Source organism: Kocuria sp. U4B, from assembly GCF_054875615.1.
Window position 1 is genome coordinate 643,392 of record NZ_CM142180.1, and the last position, 26,158, is coordinate 669,549.

19 protein-coding genes and 2 tRNA genes are annotated in these 26,158 nt (G+C 73.4%); 5 read left to right on the top strand and 16 right to left on the bottom strand.

All coding sequences use genetic code 11. From position 1 onward, the window contains the following. Nucleotides 1-13 precede the first annotated feature (13 nt). Nucleotides 14-3,469 carry an Rne/Rng family ribonuclease gene (locus ACYSMR_RS03005; protein WP_461747353.1) on the bottom strand — a complete coding sequence of 1,152 codons (3,456 nt, stop codon included), beginning with the start codon at nt 3,467-3,469 and terminating at the stop codon, nt 14-16. Nucleotides 3,470-3,903: 434 nt separating this feature from the next. Between ACYSMR_RS03005 and ACYSMR_RS03010 the strand changes: the two genes are divergently transcribed. After that, on the top strand, nt 3,904-4,539 hold the full coding sequence (locus ACYSMR_RS03010) for a vitamin K epoxide reductase family protein (RefSeq protein ID WP_251334697.1): 636 nt from the start codon (nt 3,904-3,906) through the stop codon (nt 4,537-4,539). A gap of 82 nt (nt 4,540-4,621) precedes the next feature. Here ACYSMR_RS03010 and ndk read toward each other — a convergent pair whose 3' ends face one another. From ndk to ACYSMR_RS03035, 5 genes are all read right to left on the bottom strand, one after another. Next, nucleotides 4,622-5,038 (bottom strand): nucleoside-diphosphate kinase, encoded by a 417-nt coding sequence (gene ndk / locus ACYSMR_RS03015; RefSeq protein ID WP_251334529.1) that lies wholly within the window; start codon nt 5,036-5,038, stop codon nt 4,622-4,624. A 42-nt stretch (nt 5,039-5,080) separates the two neighbouring features. Continuing rightward, nucleotides 5,081-5,524 carry a DUF4233 domain-containing protein gene (locus ACYSMR_RS03020; protein ID WP_309125997.1) on the bottom strand — a complete coding sequence of 148 codons (444 nt, stop codon included), beginning with the start codon at nt 5,522-5,524 and terminating at the stop codon, nt 5,081-5,083. Between the two features lie 58 nt (nt 5,525-5,582). Next, on the bottom strand, nt 5,583-6,956 hold the full coding sequence (locus tag ACYSMR_RS03025) for a bifunctional folylpolyglutamate synthase/dihydrofolate synthase (RefSeq protein ID WP_309125998.1): 1,374 nt from the start codon (nt 6,954-6,956) through the stop codon (nt 5,583-5,585). Then, the gene (gene ileS / locus ACYSMR_RS03030) at nt 6,953-10,288 is read right to left on the bottom strand and encodes an isoleucine--tRNA ligase (protein WP_461747354.1); all 3,336 of its coding nucleotides are present in this window, start codon (nt 10,286-10,288) and stop codon (nt 6,953-6,955) included. Before ileS ends, ACYSMR_RS03025 begins: the two co-directional genes overlap by 4 nt. Before the next feature lie 386 nt (nt 10,289-10,674). Further along, entirely contained in the window at nt 10,675-11,451 is a 777-nt protein-coding gene (locus ACYSMR_RS03035) for an SDR family oxidoreductase (RefSeq protein ID WP_251334525.1), read from the bottom strand. An 87-nt stretch (nt 11,452-11,538) separates the two neighbouring features. Here ACYSMR_RS03035 and valS point away from each other — a divergent pair, with 87 nt between their 5' ends. Then, nucleotides 11,539-14,187 carry a valine--tRNA ligase gene (gene valS, locus ACYSMR_RS03040; RefSeq protein ID WP_461747355.1) on the top strand — a complete coding sequence of 883 codons (2,649 nt, stop codon included), beginning with the start codon at nt 11,539-11,541 and terminating at the stop codon, nt 14,185-14,187. Nucleotides 14,188-14,260: 73 nt separating this feature from the next. Here the strand turns inward: valS and ACYSMR_RS03045 are convergent, their stop codons facing one another. The 6 genes from ACYSMR_RS03045 to ACYSMR_RS03070 all read right to left on the bottom strand — a co-directional run bounded on the left by ACYSMR_RS03045 (nt 14,261) and on the right by ACYSMR_RS03070 (nt 19,604). Further along, a complete protein-coding gene (locus ACYSMR_RS03045; RefSeq protein ID WP_461747356.1) occupies nt 14,261-14,866 on the bottom strand; it encodes a mycothiol-dependent nitroreductase Rv2466c family protein in 606 nt (201 codons plus the stop codon). A 66-nt stretch (nt 14,867-14,932) separates the two neighbouring features. Beyond that, a complete protein-coding gene (gene clpX / locus ACYSMR_RS03050; RefSeq protein ID WP_251334522.1) occupies nt 14,933-16,228 on the bottom strand; it encodes an ATP-dependent Clp protease ATP-binding subunit ClpX in 1,296 nt (431 codons plus the stop codon). Nucleotides 16,229-16,363: 135 nt separating this feature from the next. After that, nucleotides 16,364-17,041, bottom strand: coding sequence for an ATP-dependent Clp protease proteolytic subunit (locus ACYSMR_RS03055; RefSeq protein ID WP_251334521.1), 678 nt, complete (start codon nt 17,039-17,041; stop codon nt 16,364-16,366). 61 nt (nt 17,042-17,102) lie between these two features. Further along, nucleotides 17,103-17,762: an ATP-dependent Clp protease proteolytic subunit gene (locus ACYSMR_RS03060; protein WP_285859961.1), complete on the bottom strand. Its 660-nt coding sequence runs from the start codon at nt 17,760-17,762 to the stop codon at nt 17,103-17,105. 227 nt (nt 17,763-17,989) lie between these two features. Further along, on the bottom strand, nt 17,990-19,423 hold the full coding sequence (tig, locus tag ACYSMR_RS03065) for a trigger factor (RefSeq protein WP_461747357.1): 1,434 nt from the start codon (nt 19,421-19,423) through the stop codon (nt 17,990-17,992). Between the two features lie 108 nt (nt 19,424-19,531). Next, nucleotides 19,532-19,604 (bottom strand) — tRNA-Pro (locus ACYSMR_RS03070). Between the two features lie 208 nt (nt 19,605-19,812). Here ACYSMR_RS03070 and ACYSMR_RS03075 point away from each other — a divergent pair. Further along, nucleotides 19,813-19,883, top strand: a tRNA-Gly gene (locus ACYSMR_RS03075). Between the two features lie 239 nt (nt 19,884-20,122). Here ACYSMR_RS03075 and ACYSMR_RS03080 read toward each other — a convergent pair. Further along, the gene (locus ACYSMR_RS03080; protein ID WP_251334519.1) at nt 20,123-21,013 is read right to left on the bottom strand and encodes an Fpg/Nei family DNA glycosylase; all 891 of its coding nucleotides are present in this window, start codon (nt 21,011-21,013) and stop codon (nt 20,123-20,125) included. After that, entirely contained in the window at nt 21,014-21,535 is a 522-nt protein-coding gene (locus ACYSMR_RS03085) for a ribose-5-phosphate isomerase (protein WP_461747358.1), read from the bottom strand. Nucleotides 21,536-21,735: 200 nt separating this feature from the next. Here ACYSMR_RS03085 and pepN point away from each other — a divergent pair, with 200 nt between their 5' ends. Then, nucleotides 21,736-24,303, top strand: coding sequence for an aminopeptidase N (gene pepN, locus ACYSMR_RS03090; protein WP_461747359.1), 2,568 nt, complete (start codon nt 21,736-21,738; stop codon nt 24,301-24,303). Beyond that, complete coding sequence (locus tag ACYSMR_RS03095; protein ID WP_375142381.1) at nt 24,300-24,872, top strand: globin; 573 nt, start codon at nt 24,300-24,302, stop codon at nt 24,870-24,872. The genes pepN and ACYSMR_RS03095 overlap by 4 nt, the downstream gene beginning before the upstream one ends. A 37-nt stretch (nt 24,873-24,909) precedes the next feature. Here the strand turns inward: ACYSMR_RS03095 and ACYSMR_RS03100 are convergent, their stop codons facing one another. After that, nucleotides 24,910-25,587, bottom strand: a complete 678-nt coding sequence (locus ACYSMR_RS03100) for a hypothetical protein (RefSeq protein ID WP_461747360.1) — start codon at nt 25,585-25,587, stop codon at nt 24,910-24,912. Further along, nucleotides 25,584-26,072, bottom strand: coding sequence for an acyl-CoA thioesterase (locus ACYSMR_RS03105; protein ID WP_251334516.1), 489 nt, complete (start codon nt 26,070-26,072; stop codon nt 25,584-25,586). Before ACYSMR_RS03105 ends, ACYSMR_RS03100 begins: the two co-directional genes overlap by 4 nt. Nucleotides 26,073-26,158: the final 86 nt, after the last annotated feature.

Genomic DNA, 26,158 nt, shown 5'->3' on the forward strand with positions numbered 1-26,158 from the left:
CGGGCGGGCCGGGTCAGCCCTGGCCGGCGGGCCTGCCGCTGGTGAGGTCCTGCGCCTTGACGCCGACGCCCACGATGGTCGGCGCCGCGGCGCCCGGCTGCTGCTCGCTCCGCTCGGCGGGCAGCTTCGCGACGACGCGCACGCCCTCGGCGGTGCTCGTGCGCCCGGCGGTCACCTCGGCCTCGCCGGGCCGGGCGACCGGGGCGGTGGCCCGGCGCGAACGGCGCCGGGGACGCACCGGCTCGGGGTCCGGGCGGGAGGCGGCCGCCGCGGCGGGGGCCGGGTCCTGCGCCGGAGCCGGGCGCTCGGCGGTCTCCCGCCGCGGCGCCTGCTCGGGGGCCTGCTGCCGCGGGGCCTCCGGCTCGGCCGGGGCCTCCGGCTCGGCCGGCGCCTCCGGCTCGGCCGGCGCCTCCGGCTCGGCGGGCGCCTGCTGCTCCAGGGCCTCCACGAGGGAGTCGAGGCTCAGCGGCGCCGCGGCGGGCTCCTCCGCCGCCGGCGCGTGGCCGTGCGGCAGCTCGATCACCTCGCCGTTGATCGTCAGGCGGGAGCCCTGCTCGGCGGGCGCCGGGCGCTCCGTGGGGGCCCCGGCCGACTCGGCGGGCCGGGTCTGCTCGTCCTGGCGCTGCTCGGCCTCGGCGCCCTGGCCCCGGTTGCGGCTGCGCTTGCCGCGCCGCTTCTTCCGGGACCGCCCGGAGCCCTCCGCCCGGGCCTCCGCCTCGGCGTCCGCGGCGGTCTCCGCGGCCGGCTGCCGGCCGTCCTCGGCCGGGGTCTCGTGGTGGGTGGCCGCGGCGATGGTGGCGAACGCGGTCCGCGCGGCCTCGGCCTTGGCCCTCACCGCGGGGTCCGGCTCGCGGGCGGGTGCCTCGGCCTGGACCGGCTGCTCCGGGGCCTTGTCGCCCCGGCGGCTGCGCTTGCGCTCCGTGCGGTTCTGCCGCTGGTCGCGGAACTCCCCGGTGGCCCCGCCGGAGCGGCCCTCCAGCGGGTGGTCGTGGACGACGACGCCGCGGCCGGCGCAGTGCTCGCACGGCTCGGAGAAGACCTCGAGCAGGCCGGTGCCCATGCGCTTGCGGGTCATCTGCACGAGGCCCAGCGAGGTCACCTCCGCCACCTGGTGCTTCGTGCGGTCCCGGCCCAGGCACTCCACGAGCCGGCGGAGCACGAGGTCGCGGTTGGACTCCAGGACCATGTCGATGAAGTCGATGACGATGATCCCGCCGATGTCCCGCAGGCGCAGCTGCCGCACGATCTCCTCGGCGGCCTCCAGGTTGTTCTTGGTGACGGTCTCCTCGAGGTTGCCCCCGGAGCCCGTGAACTTCCCGGTGTTGACGTCGACGACCGTCATGGCCTCGGTCCGGTCGATCACCAGCGAACCGCCCGACGGAAGGTAGACCTTGCGCTCGAGTGCCTTCTGGATCTGTTCCTCCACCCGGTAGTTGACGAACAGGTCCTCGTCCTCGTCCCACTTCTGGAGCCGGTCGAGCAGGTCCGGGGCCACGTAGGTCACGTAGGCCTCGATGTTGTCCCACGCCTCCTCGCCCTGGACCACCATCGTGGTGAAGTCCTCGTTGAAGACGTCGCGGACGGTCTTGATGGTGAGGTCCGGCTCGGCGTAGAGCATCTCCGGGGCCAGCGTCTTCGTGGACCCGGCGCGCTCCTGGATCTGCTCCCACTGGGCGCGCAGCCGGTTGATGTCGTGGGTCAGCTCCTGCTCGGAGGCGCCCTCGGCGGCCGTGCGCACGATCACGCCCGCACCGTCCGGCAGCCGGTCCTTGAGGATCTTCTTCAGCCGGGCGCGCTCGACGTCGGGCAGCTTCCGGGAGATGCCGGTCATGGACCCGCCGGGGACGTAGACGAGGTAGCGGCCGGGCAGGGAGATCTGGCTGGTGAGGCGGGCGCCCTTGTGCCCGACCGGGTCCTTGGTGACCTGCACGAGGACGGAGTCCCCGGACTTCAGGGCGTTCTCGATCCGGCGGGGCCCGCCCTCGAGGCGGGACGCGTCCCAGTTGACCTCACCGGCGTAGAGCACGGCGTTGCGGCCGCGGCCGATGTCGATGAACGCGGCCTCCATGGACGGCAGCACGTTCTGCACCTTGCCCACGTAGACGTTGCCGATCAGCGAGTCCTGCTGGGTGTGCGAGACGAAGTGCTCGGCGAGCACGCCGTCCTCGAGGACGCCGATCTGGATCCGGTTCTCCTTCTGCCGGACGAGCATCTGCCGCTCGACCGACTCGCGGCGGGCGAGGAACTCGGCCTCCGTGATCACCTGGCGGCGGCGGCCGGACTGGCGGGACTCGCGGCGGCGCTGCTTCTTGGCCTCGAGGCGCGTGGAGCCCTTCACGGCGACGACCTCGTCGCTCGTGGCGGCCTCCGCGACGCGGGGCGCGCGCACGCGGGTGACGGTGTTGGGCGGGTCGTCGTCGCTGCCGCCCACGAGCTCCATGTCGACCTCGCCGCGGCGGCGCCGGCGCCGGCGCCGGCTGGTCACGCCGCCGCCGGAGTCCTCCGCGCCCTCGTCGGCGGCCTCGGCGGTCTCGGCGTCCACGCCGTCGCCCTCGTCCTCGACGGAGGCCTCCTCCTCGCGGCGGCGCCGCGCCTCGCGCCGGCGGGCGGCCCGCTGCTGGGCGGCCTCCCGCAGCTCGTCGAGGTCGGGGGCGTGGAACATCAGCGAGGTCGCGGTCACGGCCGCGGACAGCGCGGTCAGCGGGTCCTCGTCCTGCTCGTCGCCGTCCTCGCCGTCGCTCTCGTCGTCGTGCTCGTCGGCGGCCGGGCCACCCAGGTCCTCGGCCTCCCCGGACGGCTCCACGCCCTCGGCGGCCTGCTCGGCCCCGGGAGTGCCCGGCGCGGGGTGCTGCGGCGCGGCGGCCTCCTCGGCCACCGACCCGGGCTCCTCGCCCGGCACCGCGGTCCCCGGGGGGACGTCCAGGACGTCCGCCCCCGTGGCCTCGCCCGCCGCAGCGTCCTCCGGCTCGCCGGCGGCGGGCTCGTCGAGCACGTCACCCGGCCCGTCGGTGAGCGCGGCGGGGCCGGTCCCGCCGACCGGGGCGGCATCGGCCGCCCCGTCGGCCGGGGCCGGTTCCACGGCCGGGGCGGGCTCGGGCTTCCCGGACGGATTCACGCCCTCGGCGGCCTGCTCGGCCCCGGGAGTGCCCGGCGCGGGGTGCTGCGGCGCGGCGGCCTCCTCGGCCACCGACCCGGGCTCCTCGCCCGGCACCGCGGTCCCCGGGGGGACGTCCAGGACGTCCGCCCCCGTGGCCTCGCCCGCCGTGGCCTCGCCCGCCGCGGCCTCCGGCTCGCCGGCGGCGGGCTCGTCGAGCACGTCACCCGGCCCGTCGGTGAGCGCGGCGGGCGCGGTCTCCTGCACCGTCCCGTCGGCCGCCGGGGCGTCCCGGCGGGCGTCGTCCGATGTGTTCTGCTGACCAGCGTCCAGGGCGTCGTGCGCCCCGTCCTGGTTCACCTGTTCGGCATCCATATACAGCTGTGCTCCTGCCGCGGTACGCCGTCCGTACCCGGTCCCCGCAGCTGCTTGGTCGGCCTTTCGCCGGTGGGGTCCACGCGGCGGCCGGAAGTCCTGTGCGTACCCGCCGCGTCCCTCACGCCACGCGAACGGGCGGGGACGGCAACGAGCCGGTCCGGAGCTCCGAGCCGCTGCTCACGAGGGCAGCGGTCTTTGGGCCGGCGGCGGACGCGCTCAATCCGTTGAGAGCCGCGGGTCCTGCCGACCGGGGTCGGAGTCCAACCGGGCCGAACCCCGCGTACGGGCGGGGACGACCGTGGCCATTGTCTCACAGTCGCCCGGGTCCGTCCCGGATTGCGCCCGCGCCCGGCTCCGGCAGGCGCCGCCGGCCCGCCCGGACCCTCGCCGGGGAGGGTCCGCGGGACACCGCATCGCCTAGGATCGGCAGTGTGACACCGACACCGTCCTCCCTCGACGACTCCCCCGCCCTGCGGGCCGACCTCGGCCCCGCGCCCGCGGACCGCCGCTGGGGCCTCGTGGCCCTCGTCACGGCCGCGTTCGGCTTCTACGGAGCCGCCACCCTGGTCCACGAGCGGCTGCAGCTGTTCCTCGACGCCGGGCACCGCACCAGCTGCGACATCAACTCGTGGCTGTCCTGCGGCACCGTGATGCGCACCCCGCAGGCCGAGGCGTTCGGCTTCCCCAACCCGTTCATCGGCATCGTCGCCTACGGGATCGTGCTGGCGGTCGCCCTCGCGGTCCTCGCCGGCGCCCGCTTCGCCCCCTGGTACTGGTGGTGCGTCCAGGCCGGGGTGACGCTGGGCTGGGCCTTCGTGCTGTGGCTGTGGTGGCAGACCACCTTCGAAATCAACGCCCTGTGCCTGTACTGCATGCTCGTGTGGATCATGCAGACCGTCCTGCTCGTGCACACCACCGCCCGCAACCTGGGCGCCGGGGTGATCCCCGCCCCGGCCGCCGTGGCCCGCGCGGCCGGCTCCTGGGCGTGGTTCGCCTCCGCGGCGCTGCTCGTGGTGATCTTCGGGACCGTGCTGGTCCGCTTCGCCGGGGTGATCTTCCCCGCCTGAGCCGGACCGCGCCGCTCCCCGCGGACGACGAACGGCCCGCCTCCCGGAGGAGGGGGGCCGTTCGTCGTCCGCGGGGAGCGGGTCAGCCGAACCAGATGCCGATCTCGCGCTCGGCGGACTCCGGGGAGTCCGAGCCGTGCACGATGTTCTGCTGCACCTTCTCGCCCCAGTCGCGGCCGAGGTCGCCGCGGATGGTGCCGGGCGCGGCGGTGGTGGGCTCGGTGGTCCCGGCCAGGGAGCGGAAGCCCTCGATCACGCGGTGGCCCTCGACGACGGCGGCCACGACGGGGCCGCTGAGCATGAACTCCACCAGCGGACCGAAGAACGGCTTGCCCCGGTGCTCGTCGTAGTGGCGCTCGAGCAGCTCCCGCTGGGGGTGCAGGAGCTTCAGCTCCACGAGGCGGTAGCCCTTCGCCTCGACGCGGGCGAGGACCTGGCCGGTGAGGCCGCGGGCCACGCCGTCGGGCTTGACGAGGACAAGGGTGCGTTCCGTGGTCATGGGAATCCTTCCGGGGGACTGCGAGGGACGTCGGAGCCCAGCCTAGCCGTCCGGGTGCTCCCGCTCCCACTGCGCCTGCGCGGCGTCGCGGGCGGCGTTCTCCCGGTCCAGCCGCGCCCCGGTGTGCACGGCGTACCACCAGGCGAGCGCCGAGAGCGCGCCCACCACGAACATCGCCGGGAGCACGAAGCCGGTGGCCACGAGCACCGCCTGCAGGGCCCAGCCGAGCGTGTACCCCCACGGCCGGCCCAGCACGGCGGGGGCCAGCAGCAGGACCAGCGCCAGCACGGCCCCGCCCGCGAGGACGGCGGTGCGGGCGCCGTCCCCCAGCTCCCGGCCGAGGAGCCCGTAGGCGGCCAGGGCCGCGAAGAAGGCGATGAGCGCCTCCATGACGAGCACGGAGGAGGCGAACATCGTGCGGATCGAGCGCCTCGGCCTCTTCTGCCCGGGGCGCCACTCGCGCTGGGCCTTGGTCATGCGTGCCACGTGGAGCGGGTCCTCTCGTGCGGGGCGGGCGGGACGGGGTCGGGGTGCGGGGCCACGGTCACAGCCCCAGCAGGGTGCGGGCCTCGCCGACCACGGTGATCGAGCCGGTGACCAGCACGGCGCCGTCGAACTCCGGGCGGGCGGCGGCGTCCTGGACGGCCGCGGCCACGGCGTCGTCGAGCGTGGGCACGGCGTGGACCACGTCCTCGGGGAAACCGAGGTCCACGGCCAGCTCGGCCAGCTCCTGCGGGTCCACCGCCCGCGGCGAGGCGGAGCGGGTGAACCAGAACTCGGTGTTGAACTCCTCGTACTCGTCGAGCAGCACCCGCAGCATCGCCTCGGCGTCCTTCTCCGCGAGGACCCCGACGACGAGGTTGAGCTTGCCGAAGGTGAACGCCTCCTGGAGGGCGGCGGCGGCGGCCCGCAGCCCGTGCGGGTTGTGCGCGGCGTCCAGGACCACGGGCGGGGCCTTGCGGGCCAGCTCCAGCCGGCCCGGGGACTCGACGGCGCCCAGGCCGGTGCGCACGAGCTCGGGGTTGAGCTCCTGCTCGCCCCCGCCCAGGAACGCCTCGACCGCGGCGACGGCCACCGCGGCGTTCTCGGCCTGGTGGGCGCCGAACAGCGGCAGCAGCAGGTCGGGGTAGCGTCCGGCGAGGCCCCGGACGGTGAGCACCTGCCCGCCCACGGCCGTGGCGCGGGCCTCCACCGCGAACTCGACGCCGCCGAAGCGGAACGGGATCCCCAGCTCGCGGGCCCGCTCGAGCAGCACCTGTGCGGCCCCGGGGTCCTGGGCCGCGGAGACCAGGTAGCCGTGCTCCTTGAGGATCCCGGACTTCTCGCGGGCGATGTCCTCGAGGGTGTCCCCGAGCATGTCCGTGTGGTCGAGGTCGATGGGGGTGACCACGGAGACCGCGGCGTCGGCCACGTTGGTCGCGTCCCACGACCCGCCGATCCCGACCTCGAGGACGACGACGTCGACCGGTGCGTCCGCGAAGACCGCGAAGGCCAGCGCCGTGACGGTCTCGAAGTAGCTCATCCGCGGCTCGCCGCGCTCGGCGAGCTCGGCGTCGACGAAGGACAGGTACGGGGCGATCTCGTTGTACACGCGCACGAACGTGTCGTCGTCCACGGGTGCGCCGTCCACGCTGATTCGCTCGGTGACCCGCGCCAGGTGGGGGCTGGTGTAGCGGCCCACGCGCAGGTCGTGGGCGAGCAGCAGGGCCTCGACCATCCGGGCCGTCGAGGTCTTGCCGTTGGTGCCGGTCAGGTGGATCACCGGGGCGGCGCGCTGGGGCTCGCCCAGGACCTCCATGGCCCGGCGCATGGCGTCGAGCCGCGGGGCCATCCGGTTCTCCGGGGCACGGGCCAGCAGCCGGTCGTAGACGTCCTCGACGGAGGTCGCGTCCCCGGTGTCCGCGAACGGCGCGCTCATGCCTGCACCGCCGCGGCGTCGACCGGCGCGTCCACCACGTGCACGCTCACGGAGGGCTCGCCGACCCGCAGCTCGAGCTCGGCGGAGAGCGTCTCCCCGGCCACGAGCGCCCGGTTGGCCTCGAGCGCCGCGACCGTGGCGGCGTCGGCGGTCACGACCGTGCGGATCCGGTCGGAGACCTGCAGGGCGGCGTCCTTGCGGGCCTGCTGGATGGTGCGGACCATGTCCCGGGCGGTGCCCTCGGCCTCGAGCTCCGGGGTGAGCTCGGTGTCGAGGACGAGGAAGCCGCCGCCGGGCAGGACGGTCACGGCCCGGGAGCCGGCCGCGGCGTCGCCCGCCACGACGGTCTCGAGCTCGTACTCCCCCTCCTGCAGCGCGGTGGCGCCGGCGACCACGGTGCCGTCGTCGTCGACCCGCCAGTCCCCGGCCTTCGCGGCCTTGATGGCGGCCTGCACGCCCTTGCCCAGGCGCGGGCCCGCGGCGCGGGCGTTGACCTTCAGCTGCTGGGAGATGCCGAACTGCTCCGGGGAGGCCTCGGCGGCGTCGAGCAGGGTGACGGCCTTGAGGTTGAGCTCGTCCTCGACGATGTGCTCGAAGGTCCCGGCGAGCTTCGCGCCCGAGGGCACGACGACGGTCATCCCGGCCAGCGGCTGGCGCACGCGCAGCTTGTGGGCCTTGCGCAGGGCGGAGCCGTTGGAGCAGATCGTGCGGGTGGTCTCCATGAGCTCCACGAGCTCGGTCTCCGCCGGGAAGCCGGAGGCGTCCGGCCAGTCGGTCAGGTGCACGGAGCGCCCGCCGGTGAGCCCGCGCCAGATCTCCTCGGTGACGAGCGGCAGCAGCGGGGCGGTCACGCGGCAGACGGTCTCCAGGCAGGTGTGCAGCACGTCGAAGGCGACGGTGTCCTCGGCGAAGAACCGGTCGCGGGAGCGGCGGACGTACCAGTTGGTCAGGGTGTCCATGTAGGAGCGCAGGTGCTCGGCGGCGCCCCAGATGTCGTAGGCGTCGAACGCCTCCTTCGTCTGCCGCACCAGCCGCCCGGTCATGGCCAGCACGTAGCGGTCCATGACGTTCTCGGAGTCGTGGCGGGTCCGTGCCTCGTAGCCCGCGCCCCCGTTCGCGGCGTTCGTGTAGAGGCCGAAGAAGTGGTACACGTTCCACAGCGGGAGCATCATCTGGCGCACGCCGTCGCGGATGCCCTGCTCGGTGACCACGAGGTTGCCGCCGCGCAGGATGGGGCTGGACATCAGGAACCAGCGCATCGCGTCGGCGCCGTCCCGGTCCAGGACCTCGTTGACGTCCGGGTAGTTGCGCAGGGACTTGGACATCTTCTGCCCGTCGGAGCCCAGCACGATGCCGTGGCTGATGACGTTGCGGAACGCGGGCCGGTCGAACAGCGCGGTCGCGAGGATGTGCAGGGTGTAGAACCAGCCGCGGGTCTGGCCGATGTACTCCACGATGAAGTCGCCCGGGTTGTGGGTCTCGAACCAGTCCCGGTTCTCCATGGGGTAGTGCACCTGGGCGTAGGGCATCGAGCCGGAGTCGAACCACACGTCGAGCACCTCGGGTACCCGGCGCATGGTGGAGCGCCCCGTCGGGTCGTCCGGGTTGGGGCGGGTCAGCTCGTCGATCCAGGGCCGGTGCAGGTCGACCTCGCCGCGGTCGTTGCGCGGCAGCCGGCCGAAGTCGGCCTCGAGCTCGGCGAGGGAGCCGTAGACGTCGCGGCGCGGGTGGTTGGGGTCGTCGGACTCCCACACGGGGATCGGCGAGCCCCAGTAGCGGTTGCGGGAGATCGACCAGTCGCGGGCGTTCTCCAGCCACTTGCCGAACTGGCCGTCCTTGACGTTGTCCGGGATCCAGTTGATCTGCTGGTTCAGCTCGACCATCCGGTCCTTGATCCGGGTGACCTCCACGAACCAGGAGGACACGGCGCGGTAGATCAGGGGGTTGCGGCAGCGCCAGCAGTGCGGGTAGGCGTGCTCGTAGCTGGCCTGGCGGATCAGCCGGCCCTGCTCCTTGAGGTCGCGGACCACCGTGCGGGCGACGTCCTTGTCGAAGACGTTCTTCCCGGCGAGCCCGGCCAGGGGGGCGCCGGCGGCCAGGGACCCGTCGGCGAACAGGTCGTAGAACACCCCGGCCTCGTCGAGGGACAGCACGACGGGGATGCCGTAGCCGGCGCACACGGTCTGGTCGTCCTCGCCGTAGGCGGGGGCCTGGTGGACCAGGCCGGTGCCGTCGGTGGTGGTGACGTAGTCGGCCACCACGAACTGCCAGGAGGTGCCGGTGCCGAAGCGCTCGGCGTCGGCGAAGTAGTCCCACAGCCTGCGGTAGCGCAGGCCCTCGAGCTCCGCGCCCCGGTGGCGGGCGGTGACCGCGGCGGCGGCCGCCGCGGCCGGGTCCTCCTCCCCGCCCCAGCCGAGGTCCTTGGCGTAGGCGCCCAGCAGGTCCTCGGCGATCAGGAAGCGCCGCCCGGCGAGCTCGCCCGCGCCCGGGACCACGGCGTAGACGATCTCCGGGCCGACCGCGATGGCCTGGTTGGTGGGCAGCGTCCAGGGCGTGGTGGTCCAGGCGAGCGCCTCGACCCCGGCGAGCGCGGTGACGACCTCGGGGTGCTTCGCCCAGGAGGCGTCGTCGAGGACCGGGAAGGAGACGGTGACGGTCTGGTCCTGGCGGTCCTTGTAGACGTCGTCGTCCATGCGCAGCTCGTGGTTGGACAGCGGCGTCTCGTCCTTCCAGCAGTACGGCAGGACGCGGTAGCCGGAGTAGACGAGGCCCTTGTCGTCGAGGCCCTTGAACGCCGCGATCACCGACTCCATGTAGTCGGGGTTGAGGGTCTTGTAGTCGTTGTCGAAGTCCACCCAGCGCGCCTGGCGGGTGACGTAGTCCTGCCACTCGGAGGCGTACTTCATCACGGAGCTGCGGCAGGCGTCGTTGAACGCGGCGATGCCCATCCGCTCGATCTCCTGCTTGTCGGCCATCCCGAGCTGCTTCATGGCCTCGAGCTCGGCGGGCAGCCCGTGCGTGTCCCAGCCGAAGCGGCGCTCCACGCGCCGGCCCTGCTGGGTCTGGTAGCGGGCCACGAGGTCCTTGACGTAGCCGGTGAGCAGGTGGCCGTAGTGCGGCAGGCCGTTGGCGAAGGGCGGGCCGTCGTAGAAGACGAACTCGTTGGAGCCGTCCTCCCCCGGGTCGCGCCGGTCGATGCTGGCCTGGAAGGTGCCGTCCTGCTGCCAGTAGGCGAGGACGCGCTCCTCCACGGCCGGGAACGTCGGCGCCGCGGGCACGCCGCGGGCCTCGGGGTCGGTGGTCGCCTTGGGGTAGACGGGCTGGTCTGACACGGGATCCTCGTTCTGACGTCGGTGCTGCTCGTGCGGGTCAGGGTGCAAGGACGCTGCCGGCCGGTCGCCCGGGCACAACGCGGTACCACCTCGCTTGCGGTCCCGCCTCCCTCACCGGGGGCGGGACCGCCGCTCGTTGACTGCTGTGACGGGCTTACCCGTCCGGGTCTACTGAGGACCCGCGGGTCCCGTTCTTCCGGAGGCTCCCCGGTGATGGCCGGATCGGCGCCGATGTGACTGCTCCCATCTTAACCCACCCTCCCCGGGTGCGCCGAGGCGGCGGACGCCGGCGCACCCGGGGAGGGCCCGGTCGCCGGCGGGCCGCCGCTCCCGGTCCTCGGTCAGGACGGCCAGGAGGGCCAGGACGGCTAGGACTGCTAGGACTGCTAGGAGCGCACGATCTTGTGGGGCGCGGCCTGGGCGACCGGCTTGATCGTCACGGTGTCGAGGTCCACGTGGTGGGGCAGGTTCACGGCGAAGGCGCACACGCCGGCGACGTCCTCCGAGGTCAGCGGCTTCTCCACCCCGGCGTAGACCTGCTCGGCCGCGGCCCGGTCCCCGCCGAGGCGGTTGAGGGAGAACTCGGGGGTGTGCACCAGCCCGGGGGCGATCTCGACGACCCGCACGTTGTGCTCGGCCTCCTCCAGCCGCAGGGCCTCGGTCATGGCGCGCTGGGCGAACTTGGCGGCGTTGTAGCCGGCCCCGCCCTCGTACGCGCGGTGGGCGGCCAGCGAGGTGAGGTTCAGGACGGTGCCCTCGCCGTTCTCGCGCAGGGCGGGCAGGAACGCGCGGGTCATGCGCAGCGTGCCCAGCACGTTGACCTCGTACATCCACGCCCAGTCCTCGGTGCGGGCCTCGGCCACCCGGTCGGTGCCGCGCGCCCCGCCGGAGATGTTGAGCAGCGCGTCCACGCGGCCCTGCTCCTCGAGGACCTGGTCGCGCAGGGCCTCGACCTCGGCGTCGGAGGTCACGTCGCAGGGCGCGGGGATCGCGCCGGTCTGCTCCGCCAGCGCCTCGAGCCGCTCGGCCCGGCGGGCCACGGCGTAGACGGTCCAGCCGCTGCGGCGCAGCTCCCGGGCGGTGGCCTCCCCGATGCCGGTGGAGGCGCCGGTGACGACCGCGACCTTGCCGGTGTGGGTTCCTGTGTTCTGCTCGTCGCTCATGGGCCCACGCTAGCCCGCGCCCGGAGGGACGCCCAAGCACCCGGCCGGGACGGAGCGGGCCCGCGCGTCCGTGAGAGACTGGTCGGCATGGCTGACAACACGCAGGGCACAGACACGCCCGCCACCGCACCCGGGACCACGTCCGTGACCGTCCCCGACAAGCCCGCCCTCGAGGGCCTGGAGGAGAGGTTCTCGACCCGGTGGCGGGAGGAGGGCACCTTCCGCTTCGACCGCGACACCGAGCGCGCGGAGGTCTACTCGATCGACACCCCGCCGCCCACCGCGTCGGGGTCGCTGCACGTGGGGCACATGTTCTCCTACACGCAGACCGACGTCGTGGCCCGCTACCAGCGGATGACCGGCAAGAACGTCTTCTACCCGATGGGCTGGGACGACAACGGCCTGCCCACCGAGCGGCGCGTGCAGAACTACTTCGGCGTCCGCTGCGACCCGACCCTGCCCTACGACCCGGGCTACCGGCCGCCGGCGAAGCCCGCGAGGAACGAGCGCGACTTCGACCAGGTCTCCCGGAGGAACTTCATCGAGCTGTGCGAGCAGCTCGCCGTCGACGACGAGCAGGTCTTCGAGGACCTCTTCACCCGCCTGGGCCTGTCCGTGGACTGGGACCTCACCTACCGCACCATCGACGACCACTCCCGGCGGGTCGCCCAGCGGGCGTTCCTCGACAACCTCGCCGCGGGCGACGCCTACCTCGCCGACGCCCCGACCCTGTGGGACGTCACCTTCCGCACCGCCGTGGCCCAGGCCGAGCTGGAGGACCGGGAGCGCCCCGGCGCCTACCACCGCGTGGCCTTCCACCGGGACGGGGCCGAGCCGGTGCACATCGAGACCACCCGCCCCGAGCTGCTGCCCGCGTGCGTGGCGCTCGTGGCCCACCCCGACGACGAGCGCTACCAGCCGCTGTTCGGCTCCACGGTGACCTCCCCGCTGTTCGGGGTCGAGGTCCCGGTCGTGGCCCACCGCCTGGCCAAGCCGGAGAAGGGCTCCGGCATCGCCATGATCTGCACCTTCGGCGACCTCACCGACGTCACCTGGTGGCGCGAGCTGGAGCTGCCGACCCGCCCGGTGGTCGGGCGCGACGGCCGCATCCTCGCCGAGACCCCGGCCTGGATCCGCGGGGAGGGCCCGGAGGCCGCCTACGCGCAGCTCGCCGGCAAAACCGTGTTCTCGGCCAAGGAGCAGGTCGTGGAGCTGCTGCGGGAGTCCGGTGACCTCGACGGCGAGCCCACGCCGATCGTGCACCCCGTGAACTTCTACGAGAAGGGCGACAAGCCCCTCGAGGTCGTCACCTCCCGCCAGTGGTACATCCGCAACGGCGGGCGCGACGCCGAGCGCCGGCAGCGCCTGCTCGCCCGCGGCGCCGAGCTGGAGTGGCACCCGACGTTCATGAAGGCCCGCTACGACGACTGGGTCGAGGGCCTCAACGGCGACTGGCTGATCTCCCGCCAGCGCTTCTTCGGCGTGCCCATCCCCGTGTGGTACCCCCTGGACGCCCAGGGCGAGCCGGTCTACGACTCCCCCATCGTCCCGGCCGCCGAGCAGCTGCCCGTGGACCCGGCCGCCGAGCCCGCCCCCGGCTACGACGAGTCCCAGCGGGGCCGGCCGGGCGGCTTCGCCGGCGACCCCGACGTCCTCGACACCTGGGCCACCTCCTCGCTGACCCCGCAGATCGTCACCGGCTGGGGCCACGACGAGGACCTGCACGCGAAGACCTACCCCATGGACCTGCGCCCGCAGGCCCACGAGATCATCCGCACCTGGCTGTTCTCCTCCGTGGTCCGCGCCGACGCCCTGACGGACTCCCTGCCGTGGTCGGACGCGACGATCTCCGGCTGGGTCCTGGACCCGGACCGGAAGAAGATGTCCAAGTCCAAGGGCAACGTCGTGGTCCCCACCGACACGCTCGAGAAGTTCGGCTCCGACGCCGTGCGCTACTGGGCGGCCTCCGCCCGGCTGGGCGCGGACACCGCCTTCGACGAGGGGCAGATCAAGATCGGCCGCCGCCTGGCCATCAAGCTGCTCAACGCCTCGAAGTTCGTGCTCGCCCAGGGCGTCACGGAGGCCTCCGTGCTGCGCGCCGGCGCCTCCGCCGACGTCGTCGCCGACGCCCTGGACCGGGCGCTGCTCGCCCAGCTCGCGACCGTGGTGGAGCGCGCCACCCAGGCGTTCCGCGACTACGAGTACGCCCGCGCCCTGCAGCTGACCGAGTCGTTCTTCTGGACGTTCACCGACGACTACGTCGAGCTCGTCAAGGACCGGGCCTACGGGGCCCGCGGCGAGGCCGCCCAGGCGTCCGTGCACGCGGCGCTCGCCACGACCCTCGACGCGCTGCTGCGCCTGTTCGCCCCGGTCCTGCCGTTCGCCACGGACGAGGTGTGGTCCTGGTGGCGCACCGGCTCCGTGCACCGCGCGGCGTGGCCGACCACCGAGGGCTTCGCGGCCCTGGTGGCCGACGCCGACCCCGAGGTCCTCACGACCGTGGGCGAGGCGCTGTCGGGGCTGCGCAAGGCCAAGTCCGAGGCCAAGGTCAAGCAGCGCACCGAGGTCTGCTCCGCCGTGATCACCGGCTCCGCGGAGGAGGTGGCGCGGCTCGAGGCCGGCCTGGGCGACCTCAGGGCCGCCGGCAACGCCACCGAGCTGCGGCTCGTGGCCGGCGAGGCGGGCCTGAGCGTGCGCGACGTCGAGCTGGCGCCCGCCGAGGAGCCCGCCCGGTAGGGCGCTCCCCGGGGACGTGCGAGGGCCCGGCCACCGTGGGGTGGCCGGGCCCTCGCGCCGTGGCGGGACGGGCTCAGTCGAAGACCGGGCCCGTCGTGCGGGAGCGCTTGATCTCGAAGAAGCCGGGGTAGGACGCCAGGGCGACCGCGCCGTCGAAGACCGTCCCCGCCTCCTCGCCCTTGGGCGCCGGGGACATCACGGGGCCGAAGAAGGCGGTGCCGTTGACGGCGATCACCGGGGTGCCGACGTCGTCGCCCACCCGGTCCTGCGCCTCCTTCTGCGAGGCCCGCAGCAGCTCGTCCCAGCGGTCCGTGCGCGCGGCCTCCGCGAGCTCGGCCGGCAGGCCCGCCTCGGCGAGGGACTCCGCGATCACCTTCTCGTAGTCCTTCTCCCCGCCCGGGTGGAGCCTGGTGCCCATGGCGTCGTAGAGCGCCGTGACGTACTCGGGCCCGTGCTGCTCCCGGGCGGCGACGACGACGCGCACCGGGCCCCAGGCCTTGGTCAGGAACTCCTTGTACTGCTCGGGCAGCTCCTCGCGCCCCTCGTTGAGCACGGCCAGGGACATGACGCGCCAGTCGATCTCGACGTCGCGGACCTGCTCGACCTCCAGCATCCAGCGCGAGGTCATCCACGCCCACGGGCACACGGGGTCGAACCAGAACTCCACCTTGTCAGCCATCAGCATCCTCCTCGTACGGTGCGCCCCGCCGGGGCGGCGGGGGCGTCACCGGGTACAAGGCGCGGCTCAGGCGGTTTTGTTCCGGTTCTGCTCCGCGCGGATCATCTCGTGGGTGATGATCTCCGGCTCCGCGTCCTTGGCGACGGACTCGGCGGTGACCAGCACCGCGGCGATGTCGTCGCGGCTGGGCAGCTCGAACATGACGGGCAGCAGCACGTCCTCCAGGATGGCGCGCAGCCCGCGGGCCCCCGTGCCCCGCTGGATCGCGAGCTCCGCGACGGCGGTCAGGGCCTCGGGGTCGAAGGTCAGCTCGACGCCGTCCAGCTGGAACATCTTCTTGTACTGCTTGATCAGCGCGTTGCGGGGCTCGGTGAGGATGCGGGTGAGGTCCGCGACGGTGAGCTCCCGCAGCGTGGTCACCACGGGCAGGCGGCCGATGAACTCGGGGATGAGGCCGAACTTCAGCAGGTCCTCGGGCATGACGTCGTCCATGACGTCGGCGCGCGGGCCCGCCTCCCGCAGGGAGGCGCCGAAGCCGATGCTGGTGCGCCCGGCCCGGGAGTCCACGATGTCCTCCAGCCCGGCGAACGCGCCGGCGACGATGAACAGCACGTTCGTGGTGTCGATCTGGATGAACTCCTGCTGGGGGTGCTTGCGCCCGCCCTGCGGCGGCACCGAGGCCACGGTCCCCTCGAGGATCTTCAGCAGCGCCTGCTGCACGCCCTCGCCGGAGACGTCGCGGGTGATCGAGGGGTTCTCGGACTTGCGGGAGATCTTGTCGATCTCGTCGATGTAGATGATACCCGTCTCGGCGCGCTTGACGTCGTAGTCGGCGGCCTGGATGAGCTTGAGGAGGATGTTCTCGACGTCCTCGCCGACGTAGCCGGCCTCGGTGAGGGACGTGGCGTCCGCGACGGCGAAGGGCACGTCCAGCTTGCGGGCCAGCGACTGCGCCAGGTAGGTCTTGCCGGAGCCGGTCGGGCCGACCAGGAGGATGTTGGACTTGGCGATCTCCACGTCCTCGTCACCGGCGGCCGTGGCCAGGGACAGGGGCTTGCCCCCCTCGCCGGCGCGGACCCGCTTGTAGTGGTTGTACACCGCCACCGACAGGGCCCGCTTCGCGGTCTCCTGGCCGATGACGTACTGCTGGAGGTGCTGGTAGATCTCGTGGGGCGTGGGCAGCTCCTGCTGCTCCAGGTCCTTGACCTCGCTCAGCTCCTCCTCGATGATCTCGTTGCACAGCTCGATGCACTCGTCGCAGATGTACACCCGCGGGCCCGCGATGAGCTTGCGGACCTGCTTCTGGCTCTTGCCGCAGAAGGAGCACTTGAGCAGATCCGCGGTCTCGCCGATGCGCGCCATGAAACAGTCCTCTGGTCGGGTACGGGAATCCTCGTCCAGGATAGGCGAGGTCGGGGGATCCCCCCAACACCGCGACGCCCCGGTGCGCCACGGCCGCGGGGGTCGTGGCGCACCGGGGCCCGGTGCGGCGGGGCGTCAGACGGTGACGGTCGCCGGCTTGTGGATCTTGCGGGACTCCAGGACGTGGTCGACGATGCCGTAGTCCTTCGCGGCGGCGGCCGTGAGGATCTTGTCGCGCTCGATGTCGCGGTTGACCTCCTGGGCCGTCTTGCCGGAGTGCAGCGCCAGGGTCTCCTCGAGCCACTCGCGCATGCGCATGATCTCGTTGGCCTGGATCTCGATGTCCGAGGCCTGCCCGCCGCCCTGGCCGGACATCGCGGGCTGGTGGATCAGCACGCGGGCGTTGGGCAGGGCCAGGCGCTTGCCGGGGGTGCCGCCGGCCAGCAGCACGGCGGCCGCGGACGCGGCCTGGCCGAGGCAGACGGTCTGGATCTCGGGGCGGATGAACTGCATGGTGTCGTAGATCGCGGTCATCGCGGTGAACGACCCGCCCGGGGAGTTGATGTACATGGTGATGTCCCGGTCGGCGTCCTGCGCCTCGAGCACGAGCAGCTGCGCCATGACGTCGTCGGCCGAGGCGTCGTCGACCTGGACGCCCAGGAAGATGATGCGGTCCTCGAACAGCTTGGTGTAGGGGTTCTGCCGGCGGTAGCCGTAGGGCGTGCGCTCCTCGAAGTCCGGGAGCACGTAGCGGCTGGACGGCAGGGCGGCCGCGGAACCGGCCGTGGACGAAGGTCCGTACGTGTAGGTCATCGTTGAATTCCTCGAAAGTCTCTGGGCTGCCGGGTCGTGGGAGGTGCGGACCGCCGAGGTCCTAGTCCTGGTCCTTCATGGTGCCGCCGCCGCCGGTCATGGACCCGGCGCTGCTGGCGATGTGGTCGAAGAAGCCGTACTCCAGGCCGCGCTGGGCGTCGAACCAGTTGTCGCGGTCGTTGTCCCGCAGGATGGTCTCCAGCGTCTGGCCGGTCTGCTCGGCGGTGAGCTCGGCCAGGCGGCGCTTCATCGACAGGATCAGCTCGGCCTGGACCTTGATGTCCGAGGCGGTGCCGCCCATGCCGCCGGAGGGCTGGTGCATGAGGATCCGGGCGTTGGGCGTCGCGTAGCGCTTGCCCTTAGCCCCCGAGGACAGCAGGAACTGGCCCATGGACGCGGCCAGGCCCGTGGCGACGGTGACGACGTCGTTGGGGATGAGCTGCATCGTGTCGTAGATGGCCATGCCCGCCGTGACGGACCCGCCCGGGGAGTTGATGTACAGGAAGATGTCCGCCTCGGGGTCCTCGGCCGACAGCAGCAGCATCTGGGAGCAGATGAGGTTCGCGTTGTCGTCGCGCACCTCGGAGCCGAGCCAGATGATGCGCTCCTTGAGCAGGCGGTTGTAGACGAAGTCGTCCTGGGCCGTCATCGTGGCGCCGCCCTGCAGGCGGGGACGGGTGGTGGTGGCCGAGCCGAACGTCGGCTCGTGAGCGGAGGTCATGGAACGGTACCTCTTTCGTCCGTGGGGTCCGGTGGTGGTCCGGTGATCTCTCTGAGAAGACTAGTGCCCGGCCCCGGCCCGGTTCGGTCCGGGACCCGGTTGTTCGCTGATGGCGCATGGTCGCCGTCGCGGGCGCCCGGGCGGGCCCGGCGACGGCGAAGGCGCCGCCGTTCCGGCAGGAACGACGGCGCCTTCGGCGGCCCCGTCCAGGGCCGCGGGGAACCGGATCAGGAGGCCGGGCCGGCCGGCTTCGCGGGCTCGGCGGTCTCCTCGGTCTCGTCGGTGCCCGGGGTCGGGGCCGCGGTGGTCTCCTCCGGGGCGGGCAGCTCCTCGGCGTCGGCCGGCTCGGCGCCCTGGGCGGCGTCCTGCTCCTCGCCCTGCGGGCGGACGAACTCGGACAGGTCCACCGGGTTGCCCTCGGTGTCGGTCACCTGCGCGTACTCGAGGACCTTGGCCAGGGCCTTGCGGCGGCGCACCTCGCCCACCATGAGACCGGCCTGGCCCGAGGAGTCCAGCAGCTGCGCGAACTGGTTCGGGTCCATGCCGTACTGCTGGGACATGTTGATGATGTAGTCGATGAGCTCGGACTGCTCCACGCCGATCTCCTCGGCGTCGGCCACGGCGTCGAGGACCATCTCGTTGCGGAACGCGGACTCGGCGTTCTTGCGGACCTCGTCGCGGTGCTCCGCGGTGTCGTGGTCGGCCTCGGCCTGCGGGTTGTCGAAGTGCTGGGCGATCTGCTCGTCGATCACGGCCTGGGGCACGGGGACCTCGACCAGCTCGAGGAGCTTCTCGAGGACCTTGTCGCGCGCCTCGATGCCCTGCTCCACCACGGTGGACTCGGAGGCCTGCTTCTTCAGGTCCTCCTTGAGCTCCTCGATGGTGTCGAACTCGGAGGCGAGCTGGGCGAACTCGTCGTCGGCCTCGGGCAGCTCGCGCTCCTTGACCGCGGTGACCTGGACCTTGACGGTCGCGTCCTCGCCGCTGTGCTCGCCGCCGGCGAGCTTCGTCTCGAAGGTGGCGTCCTCGCCCGCGGACAGCCCGGTGATGGCCTCGTCCATGCCCTCGAGCATCGTGCCGGCGCCGACCTGGTAGGACAGGTCGTTGGCGGCGTCGACCTCCTCGCCGTCGATCAGGGCCTGGAGGTCCAGGGTGACGAAGTCGCCCTCGGCGGCCGGGCGGTCCACGGCCTTGAGGGTGCCGAAGCGCCCGCGCAGCTCGTCGAGGGCCTTCTGCTCGTCCTCGGCGGAGGCCTCGCGGGCCTCGACCTCGACCTGCAGGCCCTTGTAGTCGGGCAGCTCGATCTCGGGGCGCACGGCCACGTCGATCTCGACCTTGGTGTCGGCCTCGCGGTTCGTCTCGTCCGGCTTGGCGACGACCTCGACCTGGGGCTGGGTCAGCGGGGTGATCTCGTTCTCCGCCAGGGCCTGCTGGAAGAAGGTGTTCAGGCCCTCGTTGAGCGCGTTCTCGACGACGAAGTCGAAGCCCACGCGCTGCTCGATGAGGCGGGCGGGGATCTTGCCGCGGCGGAAGCCGGGGACCTGGATCTGGTTCGCGAGAGACTTGTAGGTCTGGTCGATGAACGGCTTGAGTTCCGCGAACGGGACGTCCACCACGATCTTGACCTGGGTGGGGTTGAGTTTCTCGACGGCGCTCTTCACTTCCGCTGTACTCCTGAGTGGTAGGTCGGTTGGGTGTTCTCGGGACCGCACGACGGTCCGGACAGTCAGAAAGCAGCTGCCCAGCGGGGCCGGGCAGCCGCTCCAACGTCGGGGCGACAGGACTCGAACCTGCGATCTCCTGCTCCCAAAGCAGGCGCGCTAGCCACTACGCTACGCCCCGGTTCCTGCAGCCTCGGCTGCAACGACTGCGGTCCGGTGCACCGGCACGGGCACGGACCACCGGCGAGTCTACCGGTAGCCCGGACCGGCCCGCACCTCGGCCCGCCGGGCGCCGCGCGCCGCGCCGTCGCGGGGAGCGCCGGCGAGTGCCACGGGGCCCGAGGATTTGACACCGCGCACGCCGCACCGGTTAATGGGAATGGCCTGACGGGGATGTAGCTCAATGGTAGAGCCTCAGTCTTCCAAACTGATTACGCGGGTTCGATTCCCGTCATCCCCTCCCTCGCCCGAACGCCCCGGTCCGCACGGACCGGGGCGTTCGGCGTTCCCGGACCCGGCCCCCGGTCGCCGAGCCCCCGGCCTCGCCGCCGAGCCCCCAGCCGTGCGTCGTCTCCCCACGATCGTTCGTGGGGAGACGACGCTTCCGTGGGGACTCGCGGGGCCCGAAGCCGGTGGCGCAGCCCGCGGGACCGCAGCAGCCGGACACGGCCGCGCTCCACACCGGGGACCGGGCCCCGGTCATCCCTGGCAGACCGGGCACCAGTAGAGGGTGCGCGCCTCCAGCTCCCCCGCCGCCACGGGGCTGCCGCAGCGCCGGCACGGCAGGCCCGTGCGCTTGTACACGTAGTGGGCGTGCGCGGGCCACGCCTGTTCCTCCGCGACGCCGGGACGCTCGGCGGGATCGGTGGTCACGATCCGGCCGAGCCGGACGCCGGTGCGCATGAGGGCGGCGTTCTCCGCCCACAGCTCCCGCAGCGTGCCCTCGTCCAGGGCGCGCCCGGGGGTCAGCGGGTCGAGGCCGCGGCGGAACAGGGACTCCGCCCGGAAGATGTTGCCCACGCCGGCGACGACGCCCTGGTCCATGAGCAGCGCCCCGACCGGCCGCCGGCTGCGGCGGACCGCGGCCACGAAGGGGGCCGGATCGGCGGCGGGGTCCAGCGGGTCCGGGCCCAGCTTCGCGCGGGCGGCCTCCGCCTCGGCGCGGGTCTCGAGCACGCACAGGGCCGGGCCCCGCAGGTCCGCCCAGCCCTCGTCGGCCACCAGCCGCACGCGCACCGCCCCGACCGGGGGAGGCACCACGAGGGGGCCCGCGGCGGGGGCGCCGTCGTCGTGGGCCTCGCGCTCCCCGATCCGGCGCGGGGCGCCGATCGAGGACGCGCCGCGGAAGCGGTCGGTGCCCCCGAAGCTCCACGCGCCGTAGAGCCCGAGGTGGGAGCGCAGCACCCGGTCCCCCGCGAAGTCGAGGAACAGCTGCTTGCCGTGCGCGCGGGCGCCCTCCAGCACCGCGCCGTCGAGGGCCGCGGCCCCGGCGGCGAACCGGCCCTGGGGGGAGCTCACCGCCAGGCGCCGGCCCGCGAAGCAGTCGGCGAACTGCCGGGCGAGGCGGTGGACGGAGTGCCCCTCGGGCACTCAGGCCTCCCGGGCGGCCGGGAACTCGCGGGGCCGCAGCCCCTCCAGGCGGCCGGCCACCGTGCCCGTGGACTCGTACTCCGCGACCTGCCCGATCCGGCGCACGTGGCGCTCGTCGCCGGAGAACGGCTCGGCCAGGAAGGCCTGCACGATCTCGAGGGCCTCCTCCTTCGGGTGTTGGCGCCCGCCCACGGCCACGACCTGGGCGTCGTTGTGCTGGCGCGCGAGCCGGGCGGTGTCGAGGTTCCAGGCCAGCGCGGCGCGGATCCCGGTGACCTTGTTGGCGGCGATCTGCTCGCCGTTGCCGGACCCGCCCAGCACGATCCCGAGGGAGTCCAGCCCCCGCTGCTGGTCCTCGCGCACGCCCAGCGCGGCGGCGATGCAGAAGGCGGGGTAGTCGTCGAGGGCGTCGTAGTGGTCGGGGCCGTGGTCGACGAGGTCGTACCCGGCGGCGGTGAGCTGCTCGACCAGGTACTGGGAGAGCTCGAGGCCGGCGTGGTCGGTGGCGATGTGGACGCGCATGGGCGGGTGCTCCTGGGATCACGGGATCGGGACGGGCCCGGCACGCCGGGCGCCTTCCAGGGTAGTGGGTCCGGGAAAGCCGGGACGGCGGGTATCGCGATCTCCCGGCCTGGGCGGGCCCCGGCTGACATAATGGGGGGACCTCCCGCGGCCGCCGGGCCGCGGGCGTCCCCCTGACCCCGACGAGAGGACGGCACGCCGTGCCCGGAACCAACCTGACCCGCGAGGAGGCCGCCGCGCGGGCCGAGACCGTGACGGTGGACGCCTACGAGGTGGTCCTCGACCTGACCCGCGGCGAGCGGGCCTTCCGGTCGACGACGACGGTGCGGTTCCGGGCGGCCCCCGGCGCGTCCACCTTCATCGACGCGATCACCGACGCCGTGCACGCCGTGGTGCTCAACGGCCGGGAGCTGGACCCGGCGGAGGTCTCCGACGGGGTGCGGATCCAGCTGCCGGGCCTGGCCGCGGAGAACGTGCTGACGGTCGACGCGGAGTGCCTCTACATGAACACCGGCGAGGGCCTGCACCGGTTCGTGGACCCCGTGGACGGGGAGGTCTACCTCTACTCCCAGTTCGAGGTCGCCGACACCCGCCGGATGTTCGCCGTGTTCGAGCAGCCGGACCTCAAGGCGCGCTTCGCGTTCACCGTGACCGCCCCGGAGCACTGGACCGTCGTCTCCACCCAGCCCACGCCCGAGCCCGCCCCGGCCGGCCCGGGCACCGCCACGTGGTCCTTCTCCCCCACGCCCGTGGTGCCCTGCTACGTCACCTCCCTGATCGCCGGGCCGTACGCGTCCGTGCACGACGAGCTCACGAGCGCCGACGGGCGCACCGTCCCCCTGGGCCTCTACGCCCGGCGCTCGCTGATGGAGCACGTCGAGGCGAAGGAGATGTTCGGGATCACCAAGCAGGGCTTCGAGTTCTTCGAGGCCCAGTTCGGCGTGCCCTACCCCTTCGAGAAGTACGACCAGCTGTTCGTCCCGCAGTTCAACGCCGGGGCCATGGAGAACGCCGGGGCCGTGACGTTCGTGGAGCTCTACGTCTTCCGCTCCAAGCCCACCCGGGCGCGCGTGGAGCGGCGGGCCATCACGGTCCTGCACGAGCTCGCGCACATGTGGTTCGGGGACTTCGTGACCATGCGCTGGTGGAACGACCTGTGGCTCAACGAGTCCTTCGCGGAGTTCATGTCCACCCTCGCCGCCGCCGAGAACACCCGCTACACCAACGCGTGGACCACGTTCGCGGCCGGGGAGAAGTCGTGGGGCTACGAGCAGGACCAGCTGCCCACCACGCACCCCATCACGGCGGAGATCCGCGACCTCGAGGACGTCCTCGTCAACTTCGACGGGATCACCTACGCCAAGGGCGCCTCGGTGCTCAAGCAGCTCGTGGCGTGGGTGGGCCAGGAGCAGTTCATGGCCGGGCTCCACCGCTACTTCACCGCCCACGCCTGGGCGAACACCGAGCTGCGGGACCTGCTGGTCGAGCTCGAGGCGGCCAGCGGCCGGGACCTCGAGGACTGGTCCGCGAAGTGGCTGGAGACCGCCGGCGTCAACACGCTCTCCCCGGTCGTGGAGACCGACCCGGACGGCGTGATCACGGCCTTCCGGATCGAGCAGACCGCCCCCGCGGAGCACCCCACGCTGCGGCCCCACCGCCTGGCCGTCGGCTTCTACGACCACGACGGGACGCACGGCAAGCTCGTGCGCACCCACCGGGTGGAGCTCGACGTGGACGGGGCCGTCACCGAGGTGGCCGAGCTCGTCGGCCGGGAGCTGCCCGACCTGGTGCTGCTCAACGACGACGACCTCGCCTACGCCAAGATCCGGCTCGACGAGTGCTCCCTCGACACCGCCCTTACCCACCTGAAGAACTTCGAGGACACGCTGCCCCGCGCCCTCGTGCAGGCCTCCGTGTGGGACGGGGTCTACGACGGCGAGACCCCGGCCCGCCGCTACGTGGAGCTGGTGCTCGGCAACATCGCCCACGAGACGGACTCGACCGCGGTGCACGTCCAGCTCACCCAGCTGGACACGGTGCTCGAGGGCTACGTCGCCGAGCCCCTCCGCGAGGCCACCGAGCACGCCGCCGCCGACCGCCTGTGGGAGCTCACCGAGCAGGCCGAGGCCGGCTCCGACCACCAGCTGCAGTTCCTCAAGGCCTTCGCCCGCCACGCCCGCACCGGAGCGCAGCTGGACGTCCTCGAGCAGCTGCTCGCCGGGGAGCGCGCGCTGCCGGGCCTCGCCCTGGACACCGACCTGCGCTGGGCCGTGCTCACCGCCCTGTGCGCCGGCGGCCGGCGCGACGACGCCGCCGTCGACGCGGCGCTCGCCGAGGACAACACCGAGAACGGCGCGATCGCTGCCGCCCGGGCCCGGGCGGCCCAGCCCACCGCGGAGGCCAAGGCCCGGGCGTGGCAGCAGATCATGGTCGAGGGCACCCTGCCCAACTCCATCCAGGAGGCGGCGATCGACGGGTTCCGCACGGCCGCCGACCCCGCGCTGCTGGAGCCCTGGGCCGAGCAGTACTTCGAGGCGGTCCCCCGGCTGTGGCGCACCCGCACCCACGAGCTCGCCCAGCAGATCGCTACCGGCATGTTCCCGAACCTGCCGACCCAGCGGACCCTCGACGCCGCCGACGCCTTCCTCGCGGGGCTGCCCGAGGACCTGCACGGGCTGCGCCGGCTCGTGCTCGAGCGCCGGGACGCGATCTTCCGCGCCGTGCGCGCCCAGGCCGTGGACGCCCGGTTCGAGGAGGTGCGGGCGTGAGCGGCCCGCAGCAGGGCCCGGGCACGCCCGAGCAGCCGGTTCCGCCCGCGGGCGGGACCGGCATCCCCAGCACCGACCCCGCCGCCGCGGCCCCGCCCGGCGCCCGGTCCTTCGCCGTGGGCGCGCCGCTGTCCCAGCTGCGCCGCCCGGTGCCGCAGGTCGGCGACGCCCGGGAGCAGGCCGAGGCGGGCACGGCGGCGTCGTTCTACGACCAGGTGGGCGGGCACGAGACCTTCGTGAGGCTCGTCCACGAGTTCTACGCCCGCGTGGCCCAGGACGAGCGGTTCCGCGCCCTGTACCCCGAGGACGACCTGGGCCCGGCCGAGGAGCGGCTGCGGATGTTCCTCGAGCAGTACTGGGGCGGGCCGACCACGTACTCCGAGCAGCGCGGGCACCCGCGGCTGCGGATGCGGCACCTGCCGTTCCCGGTGGACGTGTGGGCGCGCGAGACGTGGCTGGCGCACATGCGCGCGGCACTCGACACCCTCGAGCTCTCGCCGCTGCACGACGGGATCATCTGGGACTACTTCGACCGCGCCGCCCACGCGATGATCAACCGGCCGGGCTGAGCTCCCGGCGCCGGGCACGACCCGGTCCGGGACCCGCTCAGCGCTTGACGAGCACGTGCCCGCCGGGGGCGCTCAGGCGCAGCCAGCGGCCGTTCTCGGCGACCACCACGTCCGCCCCGGGGCGCAGGAAGCCGAGCGACCAGGCGGCGAACGCGGCGCCGTCGGGCACCGGCCCGCCCGTCAGGCGGTCCGCGAGCGGCTGCGACCACCCGGAGGAGCGGCCCCAGACCTGCGAGCGCACGGCGTCCACGACGGCGCCGCCCGCGTCCACGGGCACGGTCCGGGCGACCTCCTCGATCCCGCCCCGGGCGGCCTCGCGCACGGCGTCCCCGGCGACGGAGCCCACCGGCGTCCACCCGCTCAGCGGCGGGGCGATCCCCGCCCACGAGACGGTCGCGTCCATGGGCGGCAGCCGCACCAGGGTGTCGTCGTCGTCCTGGCGGGGCATCCGGTCGAGGACGGCGCCCAGGGAGACGGTGACGTCGAGGCCCAGCTCCTCGGCCAGGGCGGCGGTGCGCAGCCCGAGGACCGTGGGGGTGGTGTCGAGCAGGCCGTGGCGCTCGAGCACGCACACGTACGTGCCGAGGGCGCGCCCGCGGGCCTGGAAGCGCACGGCGGCCTGGGGGTCCACGCCGCGGGCGCGGGTCAGGAACGTGCGCAGGTCGGCGACGTCGCGGGGGTCGGTCAGCGGCAGGGACCGGGCCACGGGGCTCATGCCCCGGCCGGGGCGGGCCGGCGGGCGAAGCGGACGGGGGCGTCCGCCCACCGCCCGAGCACGATCCGCTGGTCCTCGGCCAGGCGCACCGGCCGGCCGGTCGCGCGGTCGATCTGCACGACGACGGTCTGCGCCACGGCGTAGACCCGCGAGCCGTCCTCCTCCTGCACGGCGTAGTCGAGCACGAAGCTGGACCCGCCCACGGAGGAGACCCAGACCCGCACGAACACCGGCTCGGGCCGGTAGAGCAGCTGCTCGGTGTACTCGGCCTCCTGGCGGCCGATCACCGTCTGCCGGTCCTCTCCCACGAGCGTGCGGAACGTGGTGTCCGCCGGCAGCCCCGCCACGGCGTCCTCGGGCAGCGGGCGGCCCATGAGCCGCACGCGCGCGTCCTCGAGGTACTGGAGCATGGTGACGTTGTTGACGTGGCCGTAGCTGTCGATGTCGCCGAAGCGCATCTGGATGGGGATCAGCAGCGAAGACATGGGTCCATCCCATCACACCGCGCCGCCCCCGGCGCACGGCCGGGCCGTCGGCGGCGCCGGCCCGGGGCTTGGCTAGAGTGAAGGCC

What these genes read in the sequence shown, in the direction of transcription:
- valS (WP_461747355.1), top strand. Translation starts at nt 11,539, where the DNA reads ATGGCTGACAACACGCAGGGCACAGACACGCCCGCCACCGCACCCGGG.
- ACYSMR_RS03100 (WP_461747360.1), bottom strand. Translation starts at nt 25,587, where the DNA reads ATGAGCCCCGTGGCCCGGTCCCTGCCGCTGACCGACCCCCGCGACGTC.
- ndk (WP_251334529.1), bottom strand. Translation starts at nt 5,038, where the DNA reads ATGACCACGGAACGCACCCTTGTCCTCGTCAAGCCCGACGGCGTGGCC.
- clpX (WP_251334522.1), bottom strand. Translation starts at nt 16,228, where the DNA reads ATGGCGCGCATCGGCGAGACCGCGGATCTGCTCAAGTGCTCCTTCTGC.
- ACYSMR_RS03060 (WP_285859961.1), bottom strand. Translation starts at nt 17,762, where the DNA reads ATGACCTCCGCTCACGAGCCGACGTTCGGCTCGGCCACCACCACCCGT.
- ACYSMR_RS03045 (WP_461747356.1), bottom strand. Translation starts at nt 14,866, where the DNA reads ATGGCTGACAAGGTGGAGTTCTGGTTCGACCCCGTGTGCCCGTGGGCG.
- ACYSMR_RS03005 (WP_461747353.1), bottom strand. Translation starts at nt 3,469, where the DNA reads ATGGATGCCGAACAGGTGAACCAGGACGGGGCGCACGACGCCCTGGAC.
- ACYSMR_RS03055 (WP_251334521.1), bottom strand. Translation starts at nt 17,041, where the DNA reads ATGACCTACACGTACGGACCTTCGTCCACGGCCGGTTCCGCGGCCGCC.
- ACYSMR_RS03105 (WP_251334516.1), bottom strand. Translation starts at nt 26,072, where the DNA reads ATGTCTTCGCTGCTGATCCCCATCCAGATGCGCTTCGGCGACATCGAC.
- ACYSMR_RS03035 (WP_251334525.1), bottom strand. Translation starts at nt 11,451, where the DNA reads ATGAGCGACGAGCAGAACACAGGAACCCACACCGGCAAGGTCGCGGTC.
- ACYSMR_RS03085 (WP_461747358.1), bottom strand. Translation starts at nt 21,535, where the DNA reads ATGCGCGTCCACATCGCCACCGACCACGCCGGCCTCGAGCTCTCCCAG.
- ACYSMR_RS03025 (WP_309125998.1), bottom strand. Translation starts at nt 6,956, where the DNA reads ATGAGCGCGCCGTTCGCGGACACCGGGGACGCGACCTCCGTCGAGGAC.